Origin of the sequence: Bradyrhizobium hereditatis (assembly GCF_020329435.1) — a bacterium.
Classification (GTDB): Bacteria; Pseudomonadota; Alphaproteobacteria; order Rhizobiales; family Xanthobacteraceae; genus Bradyrhizobium; species Bradyrhizobium hereditatis.
In genome coordinates this window covers 253,621-276,218 of sequence record NZ_JAGKJK010000007.1, presented here as the reverse complement: position 1 = coordinate 276,218, position 22,598 = coordinate 253,621, and the positions used below count along the sequence as shown (strand labels likewise).

Genomic DNA, 22,598 nt, shown 5'->3' with positions numbered 1-22,598 from the left:
CTCCGTTTGCCGCTCCACTAGGAGCCCAGTACGGCGCAGCGGATCGCACTATGGCCGTACAGGCCATCATGCTGAACTCGAAATCAAAATCATGAGCCTTGCCCGGCCGATGCTTGCGCTGCGGCTGAGCTCGACAGATCTTGCGGGTGCCTCGGCCGCAGGCGCCGCAGCGAGCCACGACGCCGAGCGCAACTAGAGGAGATAACCCTCTAGCCGCACGGCTCTGACATCCTGTGGTGGTGCTGTTGCAGGCTCCTAATCGTCCGCTTCGTGGCGGAGGGTGGATCCGCGCCGCCGATGCAGGTTCGTGGGGCGCTCTCCTCCGCAGTGATGGCAGCTGAGCGGGAAGCGATCGAAAACTTTCGGCGTCAGTGGCATTCCTTTCTCTGACTCGTCAGCTTCTCGAAAGCCGCCCCCCTTACTGAAATGGGACCTGATGTAGCATGCTCGTGGGGAAAATAATGAATATCGATACACCGAACACCGCAGAAGACTTTGTTCAAGCTTACGGTCTCCTTCAGCAGCATCAACGGGCGCCGGAACAGCCGGGCGACCTAAGCGGACAAACCAGGTCACCAGCACACCCGTCCGCAGACCAAGCGAAATTTGAGCAGCAGCTAAGTGACATTCGGCCAATCCACCAAACGTCTGATTCAGCCACCGCTTTGACAGATTCCGAAGTTGGCTTGCCCTCGATCATGAAGAAAGGCAATCTGGGAGCGTGCACTATCCAGGAAAGCGAACGGTGCCCGGCCCTATCGTTCATCCGAGGGCGCGCCGAACTTGCCGCATCACTGGCCGGAGCGAACGTTGAGGCGCTCAGGAACGAGATCAGGCTGGCTGAACAGCGAACAGCACAGTGGCCGAGAACAACCGGATCTTCCGCGGGCAGTATCGATGGTGACCGCATTCTCGAAGACGTCTTGGCATCATCATACCTGCCGCTACATCGTTTTCAGAACGAGGAAATCGATTGCGAGCCGCTCTTAGGTAAGGAGGTGAGTGCCATCGCGCATGTGCGTTCCTTAGCGGATTTGCGTGCTCACGCTAGCCCGCATGTTGCTAAGGCCGCTATCTGCTCGGACGACGAAAGGGAGGACGAAATTGATATGGCGCGCCTCGCTGCATTGCACACCCAAGGCGTTACAGAGAGTGCTTTTGTGTCATTGTGCGAGGACCCCTCACGACTGCTCCTTTCAAAGGACGAGACCGAGCATGGCGCGAAGGCAATTGCAGAGAACGCTAAGAAGTTACACACCTACACGGTACCGAGTGTCACCGCTTGGCCGACCAAAAAAATCAACGCTATTTTAGAGCGCGGGCATGCTCCTGGAGATGAGGAATTGCGAGCTTGGGTAGGGGGAATACCGACCGAGGAGACCGAGATCTTGTTTCTGGGCGGCAATCTAGCTGACTATCGGACGGCCAGCGTAGATAATCCGAACACGGCTGACGCACTGCAAGATGGTCCGCCCCTCAAGAAAGCAAGGGTGAGCTCCGATGCGCCCGAGACGATACGGCCTCATCACGGCCAAGCTTGATCGCACCTCGACGTGCTACTCAGGCGTTCGCGTCAACGCTCATTAATCCAAATCCGCATTTCGCCTTCGCCGCGGTTAGCCCAGCTGAACCACGGAATGAATGTCAGCGGCTGCGGTTGTAGCTGTCCTGGCACTTTGTCGTAATGATAAAGCGCCCTTTCTTCAGAATGCGTGTGTTGCAACCGGGCCCCATCAGCCTGCAGCAAAATCTTGTCGCTAAAGAGACCAGTGCCTTCGATAAGCGAAAACCGGCTTTCTGCAGGAAGCCAAACGTTGTGTAACTCGGTCCCGTTGTCGGCTTCTTCCATACAATAAATCAAAGGGCCACGCTGGATAGCCACCTTGCCGGCCAAATTGCGAAGTTGCGGATGACCGTATACGCGGCGGACTTCCATCGGCAGCGATAGTTTGACCCGATCCCCCTGCCGCCACGTACGGTGAATGTGCAAATAGCCCTTGCGCAACTCGCAATTGACAGGTTCGCCGTTCAGGGTCGTCTCCGGCGCGCTGCACCATTCCGGCAGGCGCAGGGCGAGCGTGTGGACGATTGGCTGTGCAGATTCCACAGCGATTTCCACCTCGTCCCTCCAAGGATAGTTGCCGCTCATGAGCAACTGCAGCGTATGCCCGCCGACCGATACCGCCACTCTATTGCCAATATAGAGATTGATATACAGCGCGTCGGAGCATGGCGTATAGATGTAATGACCAATTGATGTGAAAATGCGTGCGATGTTCGGCGGACAGCAGGCGCAGCCAAACCAGCGTTGCCGCACCGCCCTGACATGACTGTAGATGCCATTGGACCGCAGCGTTTTGGGATGAACTTCGAGCGGGTTAACATAGAAATAGTGACGCCCATCGAAAGCGATACTGCCCAGGACCGTATTGTATAAGGCGCGCTCCATCACGTCGGCATATCGACTGTCCACTTCCATCTCCAGCATACGGCGCGCGAACATCATCAGGCCAATCGACGCGCAACTTTCCGCGTACGCTGTATCGTTCGGCAGATCGTAATCACTGCTGAACGCTTCGCCGAAGCTTTGCGAGCCGATACCGCCGGTGATATAGATCTGGCGCTGCACCATGTTTTGCCATAGCCGCAGGCAAGTCTGGCGTTGCTGCTCGTTCTGACGCAGACGCGCCAGATGAGCGACCGCAGTCATGAGGTATACAAAACGTACCGCATGACCGGTTGCGGTTCGCTGTTCCGAAATTGGCAGGTGCGCCTGGCTATAGGCTTTATTTTCCACCATCCAGGGCGTGCCAGATGGTTTGACGTGGCAAGATTGCCGGCGTTTCTCGTATTCTATGTCATAGAAGTGCGGCTCTGTGCCGCGTTGCTCCACGAAATAATTGGCTAGGGTCAGATATCGCTGCTCCTGCGTCACTTCGTAGAGGCGCGTCAATGCAAGTTCAATTTCTGGATGGCCATCATAGCCGTGTAACTGATCGCGGTCCGGGCCGAAAACTTTGCCGACGTGGTCAGCAAGCTTGCAAACGACGTCCAGCAGGCGTCGTTTGCCAGTAGCCAGAAAGAAAGCGATACCCGCTTCAATCAAGTGCCCGGCACAATAAAGCTCATGGCATTCGGCTAGGTTGCTCCAGCGATCCTGAGGCGCCTTTAGCATGAAATAGGTGTTGAGATAGCCATCGCCGCATTGGGCGGCTGCAATCAATTCAATCAGCTCATCGGCGGCTTTCTCCAGGTCCGGATTCGGTGCGTGGCACAGCGACCAAGCAACCGCCTCTAGCCATTTTGCGACATCACTGTCCTGAAAAACCGTGCCGTAGAACTCACCCTTCGAACGTCCGGCGGCAATACGGAAGTTTTCTACCGCGTGGCTCGGTGTCGCTTCGGGATTGCGGTCGTTCAGCGCATCCCATTGATAGGGAATCGCCACTTCCCTCACCAAGTGCTGGCATTTCCCAATCAGCGGATCCAAGACCTGTAGGTCGTGAAGATTGACTTCGGCCACATCCCGCTGATTCATCTCGTTTCTCCTTTGCGGGGCAAACGGGCGCCTAGCTCAGGCAAGCCAGCCTCGCCATGATCGTTGTTGAGGTTGCAGCTTCGAAATTGGCGGCTGCGCAATCGTATTCTCCACGCGAACGTTGAAGCGCTAGAAATGGAAAGGCTGCTCCCTATGCCGCTGGACGGCGTAGGCCTAAGAAATGGCGGGTCAAACCGGACTTGTTTCCAATCTCCTACCGCTGAAACGTCGTGCAACAATCACGCTGGAGTTTGTCGGATCACAAACGCCGGGCCCGCCTAAGCCTCACCGTCAAGCCAGCCGATCTTGCTCTTCAGGAATCGAAAGCCCAGCACCTCGAAGCCGGCGCGCTCCCTGTTGTCCCGGCCGTAACCATGGCCGCCAGCCGCCGGCTCGTAGAAATAGGCCTCGTAGCCCATTGCCTGGAGCTTCGCGGCCATCTTGCGCGCGTGTCCGGGATGAACACGATCGTCCCGCCGCGTAGTGGCGATCAGGATCGGGGGGTATTTTTGGCCGCGCTTGGCGGCATGATACGCGGAATAGGTCTTGAGCCACTCCCACTCCTCGAGCTTATCGGGGTCACCATATTCTGCAATCCAGCTTGCTCCTGCCAGGAGCTTAGTGTAGCGGCGCATGTCGATCAGCGGGATCGTGCAGAACAGTGCGCCGAAGCGTTCTGGATAGCGCGTCAGCATATTAGTAATGAGGATGCCGCCGTTTGATCCTCCCTGGGCCGCGATCCGCTTCGGCACCGTCACCCCACGACGCACGAGATCGGCGGCAACGGCAGCGAAGTCGTCGTGCGACAATTTCTTACCACCGAGCCGGCCGGCATCGTGCCAGCGCGTACCGAACTCGCCGCCGCCGCGTAAATTCGCCTGTACCGTGGTGCCGCCGCGCTCGAGCCAAAGCTTGCCAAGCGCTGAATTGTAGTACGGCCTCACGGAGATCCCAAAGCCGCCGTAGCCGCTCATATGGACGGGCGCATCGCCCGTCTCGTCGGCCGGACCGGTCTGTACATAGGGAATGCGCTCGCCATCAATCGAAATGGCTTCATGTTGGGTGACCACCAGCCCATCCGCGGTAAAGGTCTTCGGCGCCTGCTTGAGCACGGTCGGACTGGCGACGTTTTTCTCGATCAGCATAAGCGAAGCTGGCGTGAGCGGATCCTGGCTCCCGGCGAGCAGGTCGCCGTTGCCTTCGAATGGATCGCAATCAAGGGGCCAGAGGTCGACGACCCCGATGTCGGGAAACCCGCGCAGCTGCGCGCGGCTCCACCCCTTTTCGGACGGCGTGCATATCTCGAAGAGCGGCCGCAGTTCGTTGAGAATGGAAAGAACAAGCTTGCCGGCACTCCAAAAGAACCCCTGCAGCGCGCGGCGCGGGCCTGGTTCGAAAAGAACCTCGAACTGACGGTTGCCTTCAAGGAACGCTGCCAACGAGATGACGAGCACCGTATCCGCGGCATAGGTCTGCCCCGCCACAGACCAGGATTCGCGCGGCTTGATGGCAAGCCAATCGCGATGGGGGAGCATCCAGATGTTGCTTGGCAGATTGAGTTTAGTCGTGGCACCGAATTCGTCGCCAAGCCAGAAGGCAAAATTGAAGGTGTCCACCCCATCGACGAACCACATCCGCGGCGGCGCAACGGTGTGGTCGACATTGCAGCTGACTCCGACATGATCGGCTGCGATCTCAAAGATCGCTGGTGCTTGATCCGCCTCCGTACCGCGCCGCCACAGCCGCACCCTACACGCATAGCCGGAGGTCGTCGCCATGCCCTGCCCATGCGAGCTCGACAGCACCAGCGTATCGGGATCGAGCCATTCAACCGCGCCCTTGGCTTCCGGCAAGACGAAGCCATCGCTCACAAAGGCCTTCGAGTCCGTATCGAACTCACGCAAAGTGACGGCATCGCTGCCGCCGCGCGATAGGCTTAAAATCGTCCGTCTACGATCCCCGGCGAGTGAGGCCGTCGTTTTCAGAAGCCAGTCTTCGCCTTCGCTGATAGCAAGCTGATCGACGTCGAGCAGAACTTCCCATGACGGCTTCGGCGTACGAAATTCTTCCAGAGTGGTTCGTCGCCAAAGGCCGCGTGGATTATTGGCATCCTTCCAGAGATTGTAGAGATAGTCGCCGCACCGGCTGACATAGGGGATATTGTCCGGTCGGTCATAAATCGAGGTCAGCGCATCGCGATCCCGCTCGAATGCGGCGCCGCCAAACACCTGCAGAGTCTTGCTATTCTGCCGCTCGACAAATTTCAGCGCCCGTGCGCCTTCGATCTGTTCCAACCATAGATAGGGATCATCGTCTGGAGCGGAAAGCGTGGGCTTTCCAACCCGCGACTTTGTCGTCGCTCTTGCTTTGACCAAACTTCACTCCATCCCTGGCACTGACGCGCAATCCCGAAATGGCATTGCATCAAAGCTTTTAATATGTTGCATCCATACTTCCTTGATTCGGTCGCCGCGTGGGTTCCTTGATGCTGATTGCCATGTGTCCGTCAGTTCCATCAATTGCTGAATTTGGTAGTTGATTGGGCGCGCTCTGACGCATCCGGCCATGACGCGCATCCTCCACACTTCCAACCGAAGCCGCCGGTGGCAACTTTCATCTTCCATGCGAGCCGCATCGGGTCGAGCGGGCGACTCTCAATGTCCAAAAAGCGCGAGAGAAGCGCCGCCCGCAGTTTTCTTCTCTCCGTAGTGGCGATGCAAACGATCGGTCTACGGGCGCTGCTTTTTCAATGAAAAATGAGTTCTGCATAGCGGCGCGAGGACAAGCCTCGCCCTCATTTTCGACGAAAGCTATCCGCTCATTCAGGTCGGGTGCAGAAAAACCTCTCTTCATGGCCTGGGGGTCCAAGCGCATCACAGCCTAAGCTCTAATCTGCACAGGAAGAGCGGAATAACCGTGCACAAAGTTAGACGCAATTCGATCGGGTTCGCCGACAACCTCGATTTCGAGCCGCGCGTTCAAGACTTCTTCCCAGAGGATTTTCAGCTGCAGTTCGGCAAGATGTCGACCAAGGCAGCGATGGATGCCGAATCCGAACGAGAGATGCTGCCGGACGTTCTTGCGGTCGATGAGGAATCTGTCGGCGCTCTCGATGACCTCTTCGTCGCGGTTACCAGAGATGTACCACATGATGACCTTGTCGCCCTTCTTGATTGTTTCCCACCTACGACGATATCGGTCGCGGCGTTGCGGCGCATATGTGCGATGGGAGTCTGATACCGAATAATTTCGGACACCGCGCTCGATACCAGCTCGGGATTATCGCGTAGTTTTCGCAGCTCGGAGGGGTGCTGGTTCATGAACAGGAGGCCCCCGGTAATCGAATTACGCGTGGTGTCATTTCCCCCGACGATCAGCAGAATCAGATTCCCGAGAAACTCGCTCGGCTCCATCTGTCGAGTTGCAGGCGAGTGCGCCATCATGGAAATCAGGTCCATGCGTGGCTCGGCATTGATGCGCTCGTTCCAAAGCCGCGTGAAATACTCCAGGCACTCGGACAAGATCGTGCTTCGCTTATCCCAGCTGTCGATCGCGTGGCCCGCTTTCGGGATTGCAACAGCTACGTCTGACCAATAGGTCAAGAGCCGCCGATCCTCGAATGGAAAGTCGAATAGCGTGGCCAGCATCTGCGTCGTCAACTCGATAGAGACCATGTCCACCCAATTGAAGTCATGATTGCGCGGCAAGCTGCCCAGAATCGTCTTGACCCGTCGGCGGATCAAGCTTTCGAGCTTAATCAGGTTTTCCGGTGCGACGATCGGACTTACAGTATGGCGCTGCTCGCCATGTTTGGGAGGACCCATCTTGATGAAACTCTGAGTCCAGTGCTTGTCGGGCACGTCGACAATAGCGACACCCTGCTCCGATGAGAACGCTTTGTGATTTGTATCTACCGCTACGATATCTCGGTATTTTGTTACGGACCAATATGGACCATAAGGGCTGGCTTGACAGTAGTGAACGGGATCTTCCATTCGCAACCGCTCGAAGTACCTCCATATGCTATCATCCTGAAAGCGCTTGGCTTCGCTTACATCCAGATTGCTCAGCGGGATCTGACACACATCATCGGCTCTCAAGTCCGCCAATCGCGTTTTCATGACCAGATTGTTCTCTCTTGAGATATACGGATCTGGTCGCGATTCATGGTTCGAGCTGCCGTGACATTTCGGGTTGCGCGGGTCGTTCCTCGAACAGAGTATCTCAAAGTGCAGGCAGCCTCCCCTACCAAATCCAATAGTAAGGATCGCATTGACTTTCCAAATCGATCTGCTCCGGTGGATGGATGAGAGCTGGCACTGCTACCCAGGCATCGCGCAATGGCAGCTGCATCGTCGCTGCGTTGTCAACGAGACGAAATGTGACCGCAGCTTCCAGCTTTTTTGAAATGACCAAACGCGGCGTCTTTGGCTCCTCACAGTTGGCCGCACGATCCTGCGGTGACAACCACCAAAAGCCTCATCGTCTTCGACGCTCGCGGTTGCGCCGTTCCGTCGACAAAAACCAACTTGTTCTTCCAACACAGCAACAAGCCTGCGACGATCCATCATCCTGACTAGCAAGTTGAATTAGGCGCGGCAGGAAGCTTCCGCGGACACGAGGGCTGCAACGCTCGATCACCTGCTCCATCACCTCCATATCGTCCGGACCGTTCGCGACGGTATCGCCTGCGCAACCAAACAAGAAAACTTCACCGCCGCGATCGGGAGAGAACAGAATGTCCCGTTTGGGCGGGCCAAATGCTGTTCCGCGTCGCCAGATTTCCGGAACCATCTCCGCAGGCCCTTCTAGCGCGAGGCAATCGAGCCCAGCATCTCATCCAGCTGAAAAGAAACACGGCAGCGTCGCCACGTTTGCGCTCGGACATCTCAGTCCGCAGAGGAGAAGACGCTCTTAAAGCCTCAGGCATCAGGATGGCTATCAACCTTTGTTGTCGCTCTAAGAGGTGTTCTCATTTGTAAGCCGAGCACCAGCCGAGGCGTATGGGGCCATCTTCTTCGATGCTCTACGCAAGCAGCATTGCGCTGGCGCGGGGCATCAAGTGTCGCTCACGTCGCGTAGGCATTTACTACGAACAAACCTCCGTATGGTTTTCCCAACCTTTTTATGTTGGCCCGCTTATCTTCGTACAGTTGAGCCAATCCTCGACTTGTCCTTAGCTTTGCGAGCAAGCGAAAGCTGCCGATCCCGGTTCCGATGCTTGACAGCAGCTCAAGAACTCGAGCACACCGTCATTATTGGTCTTGTTGAGAAGGGAATGCCCTCGGCTGGATCGGTCCATGCGCCAGCTCCCAGTCGCAACACCAAAACGTGGATGGACGAAGACGCGGTGCAAGAATTGAAACGGTCCGGATGGTCGCTCGAGTTCTGTATGATTGAAAGCGAGGCCGATGCCTACCCCTGACTAGCACCGAGGATGCAGCAAAGCGGCTGCCGGGTCGTGCGGTCCTGCTTGCTGCTGCGGCAGGGTTATCGTCCCAAGCGGAAGCGCTGCGCCAAATGGCATCTAACGAACAACAATTCTGTATCAAAGAAGAACCATATGCTGCCGAAACATTTGCGTCGCCTCGAGGCTGAGTCGATCGAAATCATGCGTGAGGTAGTCGCCGGGTTCAAAAATCCGGTTATGCTCTACTCGATCGGTAAAGACTCGAGTGTCATGCTGCACGTTGCAATCAAGGCGTTCTATCCCGCGAAGTTGCCGTTTCCCCTCCTTCACGTCGATACGACCTGGAAATTCCGCGAGATGATCACTTTCCGGGATGAGACGGCCAAGCGGCTAGGCGTCGAACTCATCGTCCATGTGAACAAGGAGGGCCTTGAGCGCGGGATTAACCCGATCGATTCCGGCTCAGCTCTTCATACGCGGGTGATGAAGACCGATGCCCTGAAGCAGGCGCTCGATCTCTATCATTTCGATGCTGCGTTTGGTGGGGCGCGACGTGACGAGGAAAAGAGCCGCGCGAAAGAACGGATCTTCTCCTTCCGTTCGGCCGGGCACGTGTGGGATCCCCGCAACCAGCGGCCGGAGCTCTGGAACCTCTTCAACACCCAACTCCTCCAGGGCGAAACCATGCGTGTATTCGCAATGTCGAACTGGACCGAGCTCGACATCTGGGAATACATCATGCTCGAGAAGATCCCGGTCGTCCCGCTCTACTTCGCAAAGCAAAGACCCGTGGTGCGGCGAAGCGGCGCAACGATCATGGTCGATGACAAACGATTGCGTCTTCAATCCAACGAGACGCCGGAGATGCGCATGATCCGTTTTCGCACGCTGGGATGCTATCCGCTGAGCGGGGCCATCGACTCCGACGCGACCACAATTGAGGACATTGTCGCGGAAATGCACACTGCGACCGTATCTGAGCGCCAGGGACGCTTGATCGATACCGATGAAGCCGCTTCGATGGAGAAGAAGAAGTGGGAAGGTTACTTTTGATGCCTTCCAAGGCAACAATCGACCGTGTCCAGGCCGGCAAGGACCAGCTGCAATTCATCACCTGTGGTTCGGTAGACGACGGAAAGTCGACGCTGATCGGACGGCTGTTGCATGATAGCAAGGTGATTTACGAGGATCAGCTCGCGGCGCTGGCACGCGACAGCGCCAAGCACGGCACCACCGGCAATGATGTTGATTTTGCTCTGCTAGTTGACGGGCTTGAAGCTGAACGGGAACAAGGCATCACGATCGATGTGGCCTATCGCTTTTTTACCACCCTGCGCCGATCGTTCATGGTGGCAGACACGCCCGGCCACGAGCAGTACACCCGCAACATGGCAACTGGCGCCTCGAACGCCCAGCTCGCCATCATCCTGATCGATGCCCGCAAGGGCGTGTTGGTCCAGACCAAGCGTCACTCCTTCATCTGCTCGCTGCTAGGTATCCGCCATGTGGTGCTGGCAGTGAACAAGATCGACCTGGTCAAGTACAACAAGGAGAGATTTGATCGGATCGTAGGCGATTATATGGCCTTTGCTGCCGGTCTTGGCTTCACCTCGGTCGTTCCGATCCCGATCTCCGCCCGGTACGGCGACAACGTCATCAACCAGTCCGATAAAACCAAGTGGTACCAAGGCCCGTGCCTGCTCGACTATTTGGAGAGCATCGATATTCAATCCGACGTCGCGCGCCAGGTTTTCCGCTTTCCGGTTCAGTGGGTGAATCGGCCCAATCTGGACTTCCGCGGTTATGCCGGCTCGGTGGCCTCCGGGAGCATCTCGGCGGGAGATGAGATTGTTGTCGCAGCGTCTGGACGGACCACGCGCGTCAAGCGAATCGTGACCCAGGACGGCAATCTTCCCCGCGCCGACGCTGGCGATGCCGTCACCATTACCCTCGAAGACGAGATCGATATCGGCCGTGGCGATCTTCTGGCGCGTCCGAACGAGCGGCCTGAGGTCACCGACCAGTTCGCGGCCCATCTGATCTGGATGGACAACGATCCGCTCGTTGCTGGACGCAATTACATCTTTCGCATCGGAACTCGGACCGGAGTCGCCGGTAGCATTACCGCGATCAAGCATCGGATCGACGTCAACACACGTGAGCACCTGGCAGCCAGGAAGCTTAGCCTCAACGAGATCGGCTTCTGCAATGTCGCGACGGCACTGCCCGTGGCCTTCGATCCGTACGAGGTCAATCGCAAGACCGGATCGTTCATTGTCATTGACCGCTTTACCAATCGCACCGTTGGCGCCGGCATGATTGCGTTCCCGCTGCGGCGGGCTACCAATATTGCTCGGCAACCGCTTTCAGTGGGAAAGAGCGAGCGGGCCGCCCTGAAGAACCAAAAGCCTTGCATCATCTGGTTCACCGGCCTGTCCGGTGCCGGCAAGTCGACTATCGCCAACATCGTCGATCAAAAGCTGTTCGCAATGTCGTGTCACACCATCCTGCTGGATGGCGACAACATGCGGCACGGGTTGAACCGAGACCTCGGTTTCTCCGAGGCCGATCGTGTCGAGAATATTCGACGTGTCGGCGAAGTCGCCAAGTTGATGGCCGACGGTGGCCTGATCGTGATTTGCTCGTTCATCTCGCCCTACAGAGCGGAGCGAGACATGGTGCGCAACCTGGTTGCTAGGGAGGAGTTCATCGAAATCTTTGTCGACACGCCGCTTGAAGAATGCGTGCGGCGCGATCCAAAGGGTCTCTATTCGAAGGCGAAGTCTGGCAAGATTAAGAACTTCACGGGTATCGATGCACCCTACGAAATACCGATGAGACCCGAATTTCATCTCAGGACCATGGATCAGACGCCTGAGCAACTTGCGGAGGCCGTCATAGATGTCCTGAAGGCGCGCGCAATCGTCCACGGTCACTAGTACTGCCAAATTTTATGCCTTTGCCGGAACTCTCCACCCGACGAGATCTAGATACTTGCGCTGTAATCATCCGGCGAGGTCCGGCGAGGGCCGCCTTGCTCAGAGGGTCTGCAGGCTGCAACTCCTATTGCAAGCACTAGGAGTAGTCCTATGACAACGGTAGATGGCAAAGAGACCCCATCTGGCGGAGTGGATGAGCGATCGGCTATCGGCTGCGGAGTGTGTGAGCCGATGTGAGCTTCTATGTCTGCGCCTAGTTCTGAAACTAGAACCTTCCATATGATCGAAGCGGTCGCAGAGCGTCTTGAGGGAGCCCCGCGACAACTTGGCCGACGCTGGTCGGATGAGTTCAAGGCACAAGTCGTGGCAGAGGCGCTGGAGCCCGGCGGGAGTGTATCGGGGATCGCCCATCGGATCGGCATTCACCCGTCGCAGCTCTTCACCTGGATCCGTCGCGATGCTCGGGCCTCGTCGCGGTTTTCGACTCGCGAAGCCGCGGTGGGTGCATCAGTTTGTCACCGCCGAGCTCCGAAAACCGAAACGGTCGCGATCAAGACTCGGGCCTCTCAGCAACCCTCGCCCGAGTTGATGGCGAACTCACAAAGGTTTTTGGCCACGACACGGCATATCGTAGAAGCCGAGCGACCCAGCTCGATCAGGGCTAAGGAGGATATAAATCGGTTTGTGTTGCAGCGCTGAACTCGGTTGTCTGCACGTGCAAGCGACCGAGATCGCAAAAGCACTGAGGGCTTCAGCGTCAGCATCCGCACAACGCTAGCCTCGTGCACAGCGACCCCGGAGGCTCCATTGTTCGCGTGCGCGATACGCCTTCCCTCGGCCGTCACGCGCGTCGATCTCCTTTCATTTCGCAGAAGCGCGTAAGCCCTCTATAACTTCCCCGGTCACGTGCGGGTCTCTGCTCGCGTCTAGCCCCCGGCCAGGCCGATCAACAACAAGAGGCTTACGTAACTGAGCATGAAAGCAGAGGGTCTTCTGATGAAGCGGTCTTCATTTTGTTGTTTTGAAGCGCTCTCTTATGGTCTTGTCCACCGTATGCATTTGGCGAAGGCTGCCGCCAAACGAGAGACGATCGTGTCATGGCCCCCGAAAGCCATCCACACACCTTTTCAAATCCTAAGTAAGGAGACGGGCCAACGATAGACATCTCCCCCAAAGGCTTTCCCTGATTGTTACTCGGTTTATTTTCGGTGGAAGTGCCGGCCCGGCTGCTGCGCTCCACTGGTTCTAAGCGCACTGCCGTGTGGGTTCTAAGGGCCCTCATGGCCGCCTCGATCAGCCAATTTCTTTAAACGAAAGTTTTCTTTCGGCGTCATCAAAGCCCGAAAGCCCGGAACTCGCTCTTCCGCTCATGCCATTGATATCAATGGATTAATCGCACCGAGGCAACCTGATAATGCTAGCGCTAGCTGCTGAATCAGTGCGAGCGCAAGAGAGCCTAAACATTCGTATAATTCTCCAGCTGCTTTCGATAGTTTAGGTTGATGGGTGATCAGCTTACTAGATTCAAGTTCGCAAGCTCACGAAGTTTTTTTGCGCGGGCGTTGATGACGCTAACTTCGTTGTACCTTCACTTTCGCCGCGACGGCGTTCGGCTATTTGGAAATGATATTGGTGTTTTCACTGATGGGCAGCCTCATCGCCTCTGCCACGCTTTTCGTCTTCCCCTTCGCTGTTTTGGCCTACTTCTTTGCGCCGCCTCCTTTCAATCTACGGATTGACAATCCGCAGACTCTTCCTGTGATTGTGGCCTTTGTTGTTGTCTCAATTGTCGGAAAGCACCTGATCGAAAAGGTCCGCCGAGAAAGGAACGTTGCGCTTGAGGCCGCAGCGAGGCTCCGGCGCGGCGAGGATGAGTCGCGCGACCCGGAGAAACACTGGCGCGAAATCTTCGAGCATAGCCCGGTCATGCACTTCATGGTCAATACCACCGGAATGGTCCTGAACGTGAACACGTTCGGCGCAACACAGCTCGGTTATGCGCCCTCGGAGCTTGTCGGGCATTCCGTGTTGAACGTATTTCTGGAAGACGATCGTCCGTTCGTTCGCGAACGCGTCAGTCTGTGCATTGAAACGGTCGGCCAATCGCACACTTGGGAGATCCAGAAGATCAGGAAGGATGGCTCGGTGCTGTGGGTGCGCGAAAACGCCAAAGCCATGCAGTGGGCAGAAGACAAGCTCGTCGTCCTTATCGCCTGCGAAGATATCACCGAGCGAAAGCGGACGGAAACTGCCCTGCGGCGGAGCGAAGCCCATCTGGCCCAGGCGCAGGAATTGAGCCGCACCGGCAGCTTCGGTTGGAACGTCGCCACCGGCGAGGTCCACTGGTCAAAGGAGACCTTTCGTATCTTCCAATACGATCCGTCGACCGAACCGACGCCGCAACTCGTCGTTGATCGAACCCATCCAGAAGATCGGGCTGCCGTGCGAGAGACCATCGAACGAGCGGTCCAAAACGAAGAGGATTTCGAGCACGAATACCGACTGTTGATGCCGGACAGCTCGGTGAAGCACCTCCACGCGGTGGCACGAGCCATTAGAACCGCCTCTGGTGATATCGAGTTTGTCGGCGCAGTGACGGATATTACGGCTGCAAAGCAGGCGGAACAGCAGTTGCGTCGTAGCGAGGCCTATCTGGCCGAAGCCCAGCATCTTAGCCACACGGGCAGTTGGTCCTGGGACCTCCACCGTCTCGAATTTGTGTATCGCTCCGCCGAAATAGATCGTCTGTTTGGCTTCGATCCGGAACAGGCTGTATCGATAGAGACCATCCGCTCGCGTATCCATCCAGACGACTTGCCGCTGCTTCAGGAAGTGCCGCGGCAGGCTATCAAAGACAAGGGAGGGCACTTCGAATATGATTTCCGAATCCTTCTTCCAGATGGCGCGATGAGGCGCATACATTCCGTTGCGCACGCCGTGGTCGGCAGCGATGGCAACGTCAGCGAGCTCATCGGAACGCATATGGATGTCACCGAGCAACATGCGGCCAGGGAACGACTGGAAAGGGCTCTTGCTGCGTTGCGCGAAAGCGAGCAGCGGTTTCGCGACTACGCCGAAACAGCCTCCGACTGGCTCTGGGAGACCGGACCGGACCATCGGATCACCCGGATTTCGGAGCACACCAGCGCAGCAATTCTGACCACAAAGGTCGTCGGCCTGCTTCGCTGGGAAATTGCGCACGATGTCGAGACAGAACCCGAGAAGTGGCGACAGCATCGGGCGACGATCGATGCACGTCTTCCATTTCGCGATTTCATCTATCGCACCGTCACCCAGATGGGATCTACAATTTACGTCCGGACCAGCGGCAAGCCATTCTTTGACGCTGACGGCAATTTCCTCGGCTACCGCGGCGTCAGCACCGACATCACCGCAACCATCCGCGCAGATCAGGCCGAACGAGAACTGCGGAAGGCACAGGCAGAGCTCGCGCACGTGACGCGCGTGACGACGCTGGGCGAGCTGACAACCTCCATCGCCCACGAGATAAACCAGCCGCTCGCCGCCATTGTCACCAATGGCGAGGCTTGTCTGGGTTGGCTTGGTCGCGAAACTCCTGATCTTTCCGCGGCGCGCCGCTCAGTGGAGTGGATCATCGAGGACGGAATCCGGGCGAGCGAGGTGATCCGCCGCATCCGCGCGCTTGCGAAGAAAGGCGAGATCGAGATGGTTCCGCTCGATGTCAACGACATCGTCAAGGAGGTAATCGCGCTGGTAACACGCGAGCTGGTCAGCCATCAGGTGTCCTTGCGAACCGAGTTGACGCCGGCCCTCCCCCTGATCTTAGGTGACCGGGTTCAACTGCAACAGGTGATTACAAATCTGGTGATGAACGGGATTGAGGCCATGCAAACGGTCAGCGACCGACCGCGTGAACTGGTTATTCGGTCATCCCATGACGATATGGGACGCGTGCACCTCGCCGTGGCTGATTGCGGTGTCGGGATCACCGAGGACGACGCGGATCGCGTGTTCAATCCCTTTTTTACCACTAAGTCAAGCGGCCTTGGAATGGGGCTTTCGATCTGCCGTTCGATCGTGGAGGCTCACGGAGGAAGCCTGTCGATCGCCCGCAAGCAAGAGCCGGGCGCGACTTTTCAATTCGTCCTGCCGTTGCATAAGGAGGTCGTGTCGTGACCGGGCGCTCCGACTTGCCGCACCAAGACGTAAAGGCCGAGAAACCCAGCGGAAGGGCGATCGTGTTCGTGATCGACGACGACGTCTCAATCCGTCGTTCGCTTTCGAATCTTTTTCAATCGGTGAACTTGGACGTTGCTGCGTTCGGATCGGCTCAGGAAATGCTGCAAGGCGACCTTCCGGAGGTTGCCAGCTGCCTCGTCCTTGACGTCAGGCTGCCGGGATTGAGCGGCCTCGAGCTGCAGACTGAGCTAGCCAAGTTGAACCTTCACATTCCGATTATTTTCATCACTGGCCATGGCGACATTCCAATGAGCGTCAAGGCCATGAAGGGTGGAGCGGTCGATTTTCTTACCAAGCCGTACCGCGATCAGGAGTTGCTTGACGCCGTCGTCGCCGCGACCGAACGGGATCGCAAGAGGCGGGAGGTTGAGAAGACAGTTGCGAACCTGCAGTCCTTGTATGACACCCTAAGCTCACGCGAACAGGCAGTTATGAAACTGGTCGCTGCTGGCCTGATGAACAAACAAGTAGCCGCAGAGCTCGAGCTTGCCGAAATTACCGTCAAGATCTATCGCGGGCGGGTGATGAAGAAAATGCGCGCGCGGACGCTGGCCGATTTAATCAGAATGGCTGAGACCCTCGGAATTTGTGCCAACCACCCCGAATAAGCCTAAGTATGAGTTTACAATCTCATCCTGCAAGCTCACCCTTTGTCCAGGCGGCTGTGCTTCGGCAAGCGCCTTTCCCGCGATAAAGGGGATCCTCTTGTCCACGCCTCCGCTCATTGCCATCGTCGACGACGACGGGTCGGTTCGTGCTGCGATAAATAATCTTTTGAAGTCCCGCGGCTATATCGTTCATACATTTGTGTCAGCCGAGGAGTTCTTGCGCTCGCCCCACCTGAACGGAACATCGTGTGTGATTGCGGATGTGCAGATGTCGATTATGAGCGGCTTGGACCTGCTGACACATATGCGGGACCAGGGCTACGGTGCACCGTTCATTTTCATCACTGCCTTTCCCGATGATCGCGTTCGCGATCGTGCGCTGAGCGCCGGAGCGATTTGCTTCCTGGCCAAGCCCTTCTCCGGACAGCACTTGATAAGGTGCCTCGATACTGCACTGGATAAGCATCGCGGCGGAGCCAGCGCATGAGACGATGAGCACGCAGTCTGCTCAAACTTCGGGTCTGATTTGTGAGCGCGGCCCGCGGAACCGCGCGCTTCGCCATACCACAAAATCGATGAGGACCTCGGCCTCACGCGCAACTCATCAGCAATCCTTGGCAATCGGGTTCTTTTATTGACATTCTTCGTTCGCTATTCGTCACCTTGCTTGCGTCGGGCCTGCATCCCCTACGGTCGTGAGTGCTTTGAGGTCTCCGATGAAGCCATCCGGCCAGTCCTCCGTTGCACTAGCTAACCGAACTTGCTCGCCTCGCTTCAGCTTTATGAATTTGGCCAAAAACCCGCACGTTGAAGAAAGAAATTGATGTTTGGCTTGCCGAAAAGCACAGCCGGCTCGATTAAGCTGCCCGCCTCCTCAACTTTCTTGGTCAGGGCTGCTGGAGACTGCCGCTGCGAGCGCTGTTCGGGCCTCTGCAAGAGCTCCTTCAAGGGCCGACTCCATCGTCATGGTAGGACCCGTAAAGCACGACAGTGCGCACGTTCGGATTTTGCAATATATGCTGCAAGAAATCGAAGAGTTCTTTGCAATTGGACTGCCAGCCATCGGTTATGACCCGCAATCTTTCGGTCATCACCCCGCGGTCGTTCGTGCGAAGTTCCTCACGGTGATAAATGCCGGCGTCGGCCGTGCTGCAGCCGTGATAGCCCCGTAAGATCACGGGTTCGACAGCCTCAGCAAGCTTCTCGATGCACTACTCGATCCGAGCGGTGGGGCCCTTTATGAGCGCGTAATCGATCGGCATCATCACAGCACACATGGTGGAAAGTGCCGGGCTTTTTCGCGTACCGGGCTTGAGGCGTTTGAGCGTCGGGACAGTTACGATGCAGCTATCGAGTTCAATGCGGCCGGTACCGATAGGTGAATTTCGGAGGTCCTGTTGCCGATTAGTGAAAAGGGCGGCACAACCGACCGATTTCGGAAGCGACCCGAGTAGCCGGCTCTAGCAAACCGCCGCCGCTCGGCGGCGTTCAGAACTTTACGGTCGCGCCGGTAGTCCGCAGACGCTTAGCGCTTGCATTGTCCTATCTCTCACCCTCCCCTGAAACAAAATAGCCGATGGTGCTTCAGCACGAGTGTCTAGAAGCTAAAATCCGAACAGAACGTTGTCCGCAATATGCAATGTGCTCCCTTCAAGGTCTGCCTGGTTATGGGCCCCATTCATCAAGCCGCTCGCAACCAGCGAACTTTCTGCCGCATATCGCGGCCCCTTCTCGGACCGCGGAGGAAGTATGGGAGCTGTTGCGCATTCTCGCCTTTCGGCGGATAGCCCCTTGCATTTTCTTCACGTCTTCACCACGCTGGCACGTGAAGTGCAGCGATGCCAAGTCTCGCGGCAGCCCAAGAGCTCGACTCTGATGTGCGCCTCCGTGCCGAAGCTGCGCGCTCCATCACTGTGCTTCGCCGAGATTGCTGACTGTAACGATTTGGCGGCCGATGGGCGGGTATAGATTCGCCTGGAGTCATCAGCGCCAAGCGAGATCCGACATCTCGTTGCGGGCCTTAGGCGGCTCCGTCGTAAGTTGAAGCAGATTGTCCGCAGGCAGCCCCTGCCCCACGGCAATGAGAGCTCGCTATGCTTTATCGTAAAACCGCTTCAGCAGGACCACGCCTACACTTTTTTGAAGTTCCCCTATCTGCAGTAACGCTGCATCGCTTTCTGGGCCGCGCGGAAGCCGAGTTGCTGACGATAGGATGTCGATCAGCAGTTGGAGCAGCTCCTCGATGGCGGCCGCGTCATCGCCCTTCTCACTCATGCGAGCAATCTCCTCCATCGCCTTCCAATCTTCCGGAAGCGGGACTTCTCGACAAAAAAGCATCGGTCGAGGGTTTAAAGCTGCGGGTACAGTGAGGCCGCAAACCGGAGAGTTGGAATAGGCGATGAACGGTGCTTTTAGCAATGTCCGTCCCTTTAGATCGGCGCACGGTCCAATGGATTGCGGCTTTGGGCCTGCGAGCAGTGTCTTGCTGATCAGCTCGGCCACAGCCTCACTCTCAACCGCGCGGGGTCCGCTGGTACGCGTCTCATCGTAGATGATCGGCGATTCGATTGGCGATAAAGCGATTGGGTCGTTTGCCGATCCTATGGGGCCGACCACCAAGCCGCGTCGCCAAGACGATGTTGCTCGGCTCACGTTGGCAGGCCAGCACGATCTCTGTTCGCTGCGTCAGCGCCGCGACAGCGAGCGCGACCGTGTTATGGCCGTGAGCTGCGTGTCTTCGTCGCTGGAAATCGTCAGCATCGCCTTCCCGTCCGGTGCGCATCGGTATCTCCTTCATCGGGATACCCGGAACTCATGCAATAACCATGCTACGAAGTTGCGGGACAGAACACTAGCAGCGAGGCGGGGTCACGGTCCTCTTCTCCTGGGAACGACCTCGGCAAACGTGAACCGCGATGTTCTCGTGACGGGATCTTCGATCACTCGCGGAGAGCTGCAAACGATGCGCCGGCGGTATTGTCGACCAGCACCCGTAACTTGATCTGGGTCTACGCGCATCGGGCGGTCGGCTATCGCCGGAGCAGCTCAGGAATGACAGGTGCCACCACATGGAGATCAGGGGTGCCGCGATGGTGCCGGAATTTGGTGTGTGCCTTGATTCACGAGAAAAAACACGCGCAGCCGCCAGCATGCCTTTGGATCGACGCTGCAGGTTGTCAGATCTCCGACACCTCCGTCTTGAACCCGACGTGTCTGATGTTGAAACATGGAAGCTCATCTGATGACTATCGCCTCTCGTGCAGCTGAGCCGGACGGATGCCTGACGATCAGCGTTCCCTGTGCGTTGGCGCCGACCTAGGCGCTCGACCTCACGTATCGTTAGGCTCTGCTTCTTCGCGCGCGCTGGCCATCGGGCTAGCCGGCTATCTGGTCGAATTATCGGCCTAATCCGTGACCGTCGTGGCGGTTTTCCCGATTCCTTGCGCTCTTGCCGGCAGGTAATCGTTCGCGGCTCGTTTTCGCGGCTGGCACGGTGCTTGCTGGAGATCACTCGCTAAATGCGAGGTCTGCCTTGAAACCCGGTGACGTCACCTGCCATCCGCCCCCAACCAGGCGCTTCGTATGTTCTTAGAAGGATGAGATTGTATCCGCGATAGTAGAGAAGTTTCACCAAACCAATGATCGAAGGCAGTCTCCATGAGACTTTTCGAAGTTGAACCTGCGGGATCGTCGATCCTCAATCAAGCTAATGCTGCACGGAGGCAAGGAGCACCGGCGAGTTTCAGGCGCATCCCATCGGGGATGGTACGGATCAGCTGCGATACGTGCTTGGGCATCGCACGAACAGCGCTCCGACCGGCCGATTGCCGCGGATTTTGATGATTAGCAATCTAGCGTTCACCGATTCCGGGTCGCAGCTGAATATACGTTCGTTTGGTGAAGAAACCGCAAAGGCTGGAACATCCATGAGCGAAACGACCTTGATCGAGAATGTCATTCCGCGTACCGACATCGTCAGACGCGCAGCGCGCATCGGCGCCGAAATCAGAAATATCAAGCTCTCGAGCGATTTGCCGGACGAAACGATCGCTGCAATCAACCGCTTGCTGCTCGACCACAAGGTGATCTTCTTCCGCGACCAAAGTCATCTCGGTGACGCCGAGCAGGAGCAATTTGCTGCCCGTTTCGGGAAGCTGGTGCCGCATCCGATGCTTGGCGTTGCCACGGGAACGGCATCGCTCCTCGAGCTTGACTCCGCTCGCGGTGGTGGCCGGGCCGATGTGTGGCACGCCGATGGGACCTTCGCCGATGCCTATCCCAAGATTTTGGTGCTGCGGGCCGTTGTGATCCCACTATTCGGCGGCGATACGGTCTGGTCGAACACCGCGGCCGCTTATCTCGATCTGCCGCCACCGCTGCAACGGCTTGCAGACGAGCTCTGGGCCGTTCACAGCAACGTCTTCGACTATGCCGGAATGGCCCGAGTCCGTGAGGTCGATAAGAAGCATTTTGACGAGGTCTTCACCAGAACCATCTTCGAAACCGAGCATCCCGTGGTGCGTGTCCACCCCGAGACCAGAGAGCGGACGCTAGTGCTCGGCGCTTTGGTACAGCGTTTTCTTGGCATCCACAAATATGACGGCCAAAAGCTGTTTGATATATTCCAGTCTCATATCACCGCGCCCGAAAACACCGTGCGCTGGAACTGGAGGGAGGGTGATGTCGGGATCTGGGATAACCGCGCCACGCACCATTATGCTGTCAATGATTACGGCGACCAGCATCGCGTCGTTCGTCGCGCCACCATCCAGGGTGACGTGCCCGTCAGCATTGATGGCCGGTGCAGTGTAACGCGCGTAAAGATCACCAAGCAGCCGCCCATGACGCGTTCGCACATTCACGGAGATCCGGCCGTTATGGACTATGCTCCCGCGTTCGCTGCTTGTACTAGTTGAGGTCAAACGGACAGCGCGGGTCTGACGAAGATCTGATTTTCGCGAGCCTCATCAAGAGCGCGATCGGCGCTGCAGTAGACGTACAGCACTGCGCCGCCACGCCTGTAGGCCACCACGCGTGCGCGACGGCCGAGGTAATCAACCTCGAGGGACAGCGAGTTGAGTTCAAGGTGCCGGCAAGTGATGGCATAGAGGAGATCGGCAGCGGCACTTAACGAATGGTGATCGACTTTCGTTCGCCCAACGAGAGCCTTGAAAATGAGGAGCTACTAACCCAACGGTCGGCCTGACATTGCGGCCAGCTTGTGATACAATCCATGCCGGACCTGCTCGTGAGGAAGCGATAGCGCCTTGCGATGGCAAAAAGGAGGAAATCGGGTGCGACCAGAAGGTGAGCATAGCGCGGCTTCTCACTGGCAGTATCAGGTTAGGTTCGACGTGAATGATTCCGCTACGGCGGAATCGGTAGGCCGAAAACTCCGTGTTCCGGCACTGGCACCGCTGTTCGATATTCTTGCCAAGCATCGCGCTGCACCGAAATGCCAGTTCGATGCCTTTGCGGAGTATGTTGCCGCAGCAGAAGAGCACGGCGTCGAACACTACCCGCTCTACCAGTGGACAAAGGCGACGATCGAGAATGCAGCGAAGAAGGAAAAGTATTTAAAGTCCTTTGCGCTCTACGTAGACGAGCGGGAGGTCTATGCCAAGGACATTGCCGACGCGCTGGAGGCGGACTTGCAACCGCTCACCACTAGCGGGCTCATCACGCGAATATCGAAGTATGATACCAACCCCGCCAACAATCCTCAGCCGCGGCAGGGCCCCCAGGGCTAGGAGCAAGCTATGCCCGCTCTTGGCCCCAAGCCGAAGACCATCACCAACGACGCGCGGTCCGCTTTCTGGGGATTGTATTGCAAAACTCGATTTTCACCGATGACCAAAATTCTGCGGGCCGTGGGCGCGACT

At 57.2% G+C, this 22,598-nt stretch carries 13 protein-coding genes and 2 pseudogenes; 10 read left to right on the top strand and 5 right to left on the bottom strand.

The window, feature by feature from the left end; genetic code table 11:
• Positions 1 to 461 precede the first annotated feature (461 nt).
• A complete protein-coding gene (locus tag J6524_RS18485) occupies positions 462 to 1,541 on the top strand; it encodes a hypothetical protein (RefSeq protein WP_225673023.1) in 1,080 nt (359 codons plus the stop codon).
• Positions 1,542 to 1,573: 32 nt separating this feature from the next.
• On the opposite strand, the gene J6524_RS18480 is transcribed toward J6524_RS18485, so the two are convergent.
• From J6524_RS18480 to J6524_RS18470, 3 genes and pseudogenes are all read right to left on the bottom strand, one after another.
• Positions 1,574 to 3,538, bottom strand: coding sequence for a glycoside hydrolase family 127 protein (locus tag J6524_RS18480; protein WP_225673021.1), 1,965 nt, complete (start codon positions 3,536 to 3,538; stop codon positions 1,574 to 1,576).
• Between the two features lie 278 nt (positions 3,539 to 3,816).
• The gene (locus J6524_RS18475; protein WP_225673019.1) at positions 3,817 to 5,913 is read right to left on the bottom strand and encodes a prolyl oligopeptidase family serine peptidase; all 2,097 of its coding nucleotides are present in this window, start codon (positions 5,911 to 5,913) and stop codon (positions 3,817 to 3,819) included.
• 505 nt (positions 5,914 to 6,418) lie between these two features.
• Positions 6,419 to 7,659, bottom strand: a pseudogene (locus J6524_RS18470) (cytochrome P450).
• A 1,316-nt stretch (positions 7,660 to 8,975) separates the two neighbouring features.
• Between J6524_RS18470 and cysD the strand changes: the two are divergent.
• From cysD to J6524_RS18440, 6 genes are all read left to right on the top strand, one after another.
• The gene (cysD, locus tag J6524_RS18465; protein WP_283843324.1) at positions 8,976 to 10,001 is read left to right on the top strand and encodes a sulfate adenylyltransferase subunit CysD; all 1,026 of its coding nucleotides are present in this window, start codon (positions 8,976 to 8,978) and stop codon (positions 9,999 to 10,001) included.
• A complete protein-coding gene (gene cysN, locus J6524_RS18460; protein WP_225673017.1) occupies positions 10,001 to 11,887 on the top strand; it encodes a sulfate adenylyltransferase subunit CysN in 1,887 nt (628 codons plus the stop codon). Before cysD ends, cysN begins: the two co-directional genes overlap by 1 nt.
• Positions 11,888 to 12,130: 243 nt before the next feature.
• Complete coding sequence (locus J6524_RS18455) at positions 12,131 to 12,586, top strand: transposase (protein WP_312002414.1); 456 nt, start codon at positions 12,131 to 12,133, stop codon at positions 12,584 to 12,586.
• A 924-nt stretch (positions 12,587 to 13,510) separates the two neighbouring features.
• Positions 13,511 to 16,045: a PAS domain S-box protein gene (locus tag J6524_RS18450; protein ID WP_376712041.1), complete on the top strand. Its 2,535-nt coding sequence runs from the start codon at positions 13,511 to 13,513 to the stop codon at positions 16,043 to 16,045.
• Positions 16,042 to 16,716 carry a response regulator transcription factor gene (locus tag J6524_RS18445; protein WP_376712040.1) on the top strand — a complete coding sequence of 225 codons (675 nt, stop codon included), beginning with the start codon at positions 16,042 to 16,044 and terminating at the stop codon, positions 16,714 to 16,716. The genes J6524_RS18450 and J6524_RS18445 overlap by 4 nt, the downstream gene beginning before the upstream one ends.
• Positions 16,717 to 16,813: 97 nt before the next feature.
• The gene (locus J6524_RS18440) at positions 16,814 to 17,203 is read left to right on the top strand and encodes a response regulator transcription factor (protein WP_028348784.1); all 390 of its coding nucleotides are present in this window, start codon (positions 16,814 to 16,816) and stop codon (positions 17,201 to 17,203) included.
• A gap of 293 nt (positions 17,204 to 17,496) precedes the next feature.
• Here the strand turns inward: J6524_RS18440 and J6524_RS18435 are convergent, their stop codons facing one another.
• The gene (locus J6524_RS18435) at positions 17,497 to 17,664 is read right to left on the bottom strand and encodes a hypothetical protein (RefSeq protein ID WP_156908684.1); all 168 of its coding nucleotides are present in this window, start codon (positions 17,662 to 17,664) and stop codon (positions 17,497 to 17,499) included.
• A 1,143-nt stretch (positions 17,665 to 18,807) separates the two neighbouring features.
• Positions 18,808 to 19,218 carry a hypothetical protein gene (locus tag J6524_RS18430; RefSeq protein ID WP_225673012.1) on the bottom strand — a complete coding sequence of 137 codons (411 nt, stop codon included), beginning with the start codon at positions 19,216 to 19,218 and terminating at the stop codon, positions 18,808 to 18,810.
• 1,424 nt (positions 19,219 to 20,642) lie between these two features.
• Between J6524_RS18430 and J6524_RS18425 the strand changes: the two are divergent.
• From J6524_RS18425 to J6524_RS18420, 3 genes and pseudogenes are all read left to right on the top strand, one after another.
• Positions 20,643 to 21,548 (top strand): annotated as a pseudogene (locus J6524_RS18425) (TauD/TfdA dioxygenase family protein); the annotation flags it as partial.
• A gap of 80 nt (positions 21,549 to 21,628) precedes the next feature.
• Positions 21,629 to 21,847: a thioesterase, FlK family gene (locus J6524_RS37975; protein ID WP_376712039.1), complete on the top strand. Its 219-nt coding sequence runs from the start codon at positions 21,629 to 21,631 to the stop codon at positions 21,845 to 21,847.
• Positions 21,848 to 22,010: 163 nt separating this feature from the next.
• Complete coding sequence (locus J6524_RS18420) at positions 22,011 to 22,466, top strand: hypothetical protein (RefSeq protein WP_225673008.1); 456 nt, start codon at positions 22,011 to 22,013, stop codon at positions 22,464 to 22,466.
• Positions 22,467 to 22,598 lie beyond the last annotated feature (132 nt).

Bases quoted from the DNA above. Each gene is read 5' to 3' on its own strand.
- cysN (WP_225673017.1), top strand. From the start codon at position 10,001: ATGCCTTCCAAGGCAACAATCGACCGTGTCCAGGCCGGCAAGGACCAG.
- J6524_RS18450 (WP_376712041.1), top strand. From the start codon at position 13,511: ATGATATTGGTGTTTTCACTGATGGGCAGCCTCATCGCCTCTGCCACG.
- J6524_RS18455 (WP_312002414.1), top strand. From the start codon at position 12,131: ATGTCTGCGCCTAGTTCTGAAACTAGAACCTTCCATATGATCGAAGCG.
- J6524_RS18485 (WP_225673023.1), top strand. From the start codon at position 462: ATGAATATCGATACACCGAACACCGCAGAAGACTTTGTTCAAGCTTAC.
- J6524_RS18480 (WP_225673021.1), bottom strand. From the start codon at position 3,538: ATGAATCAGCGGGATGTGGCCGAAGTCAATCTTCACGACCTACAGGTC.
- cysD (WP_283843324.1), top strand. From the start codon at position 8,976: ATGCAGCAAAGCGGCTGCCGGGTCGTGCGGTCCTGCTTGCTGCTGCGG.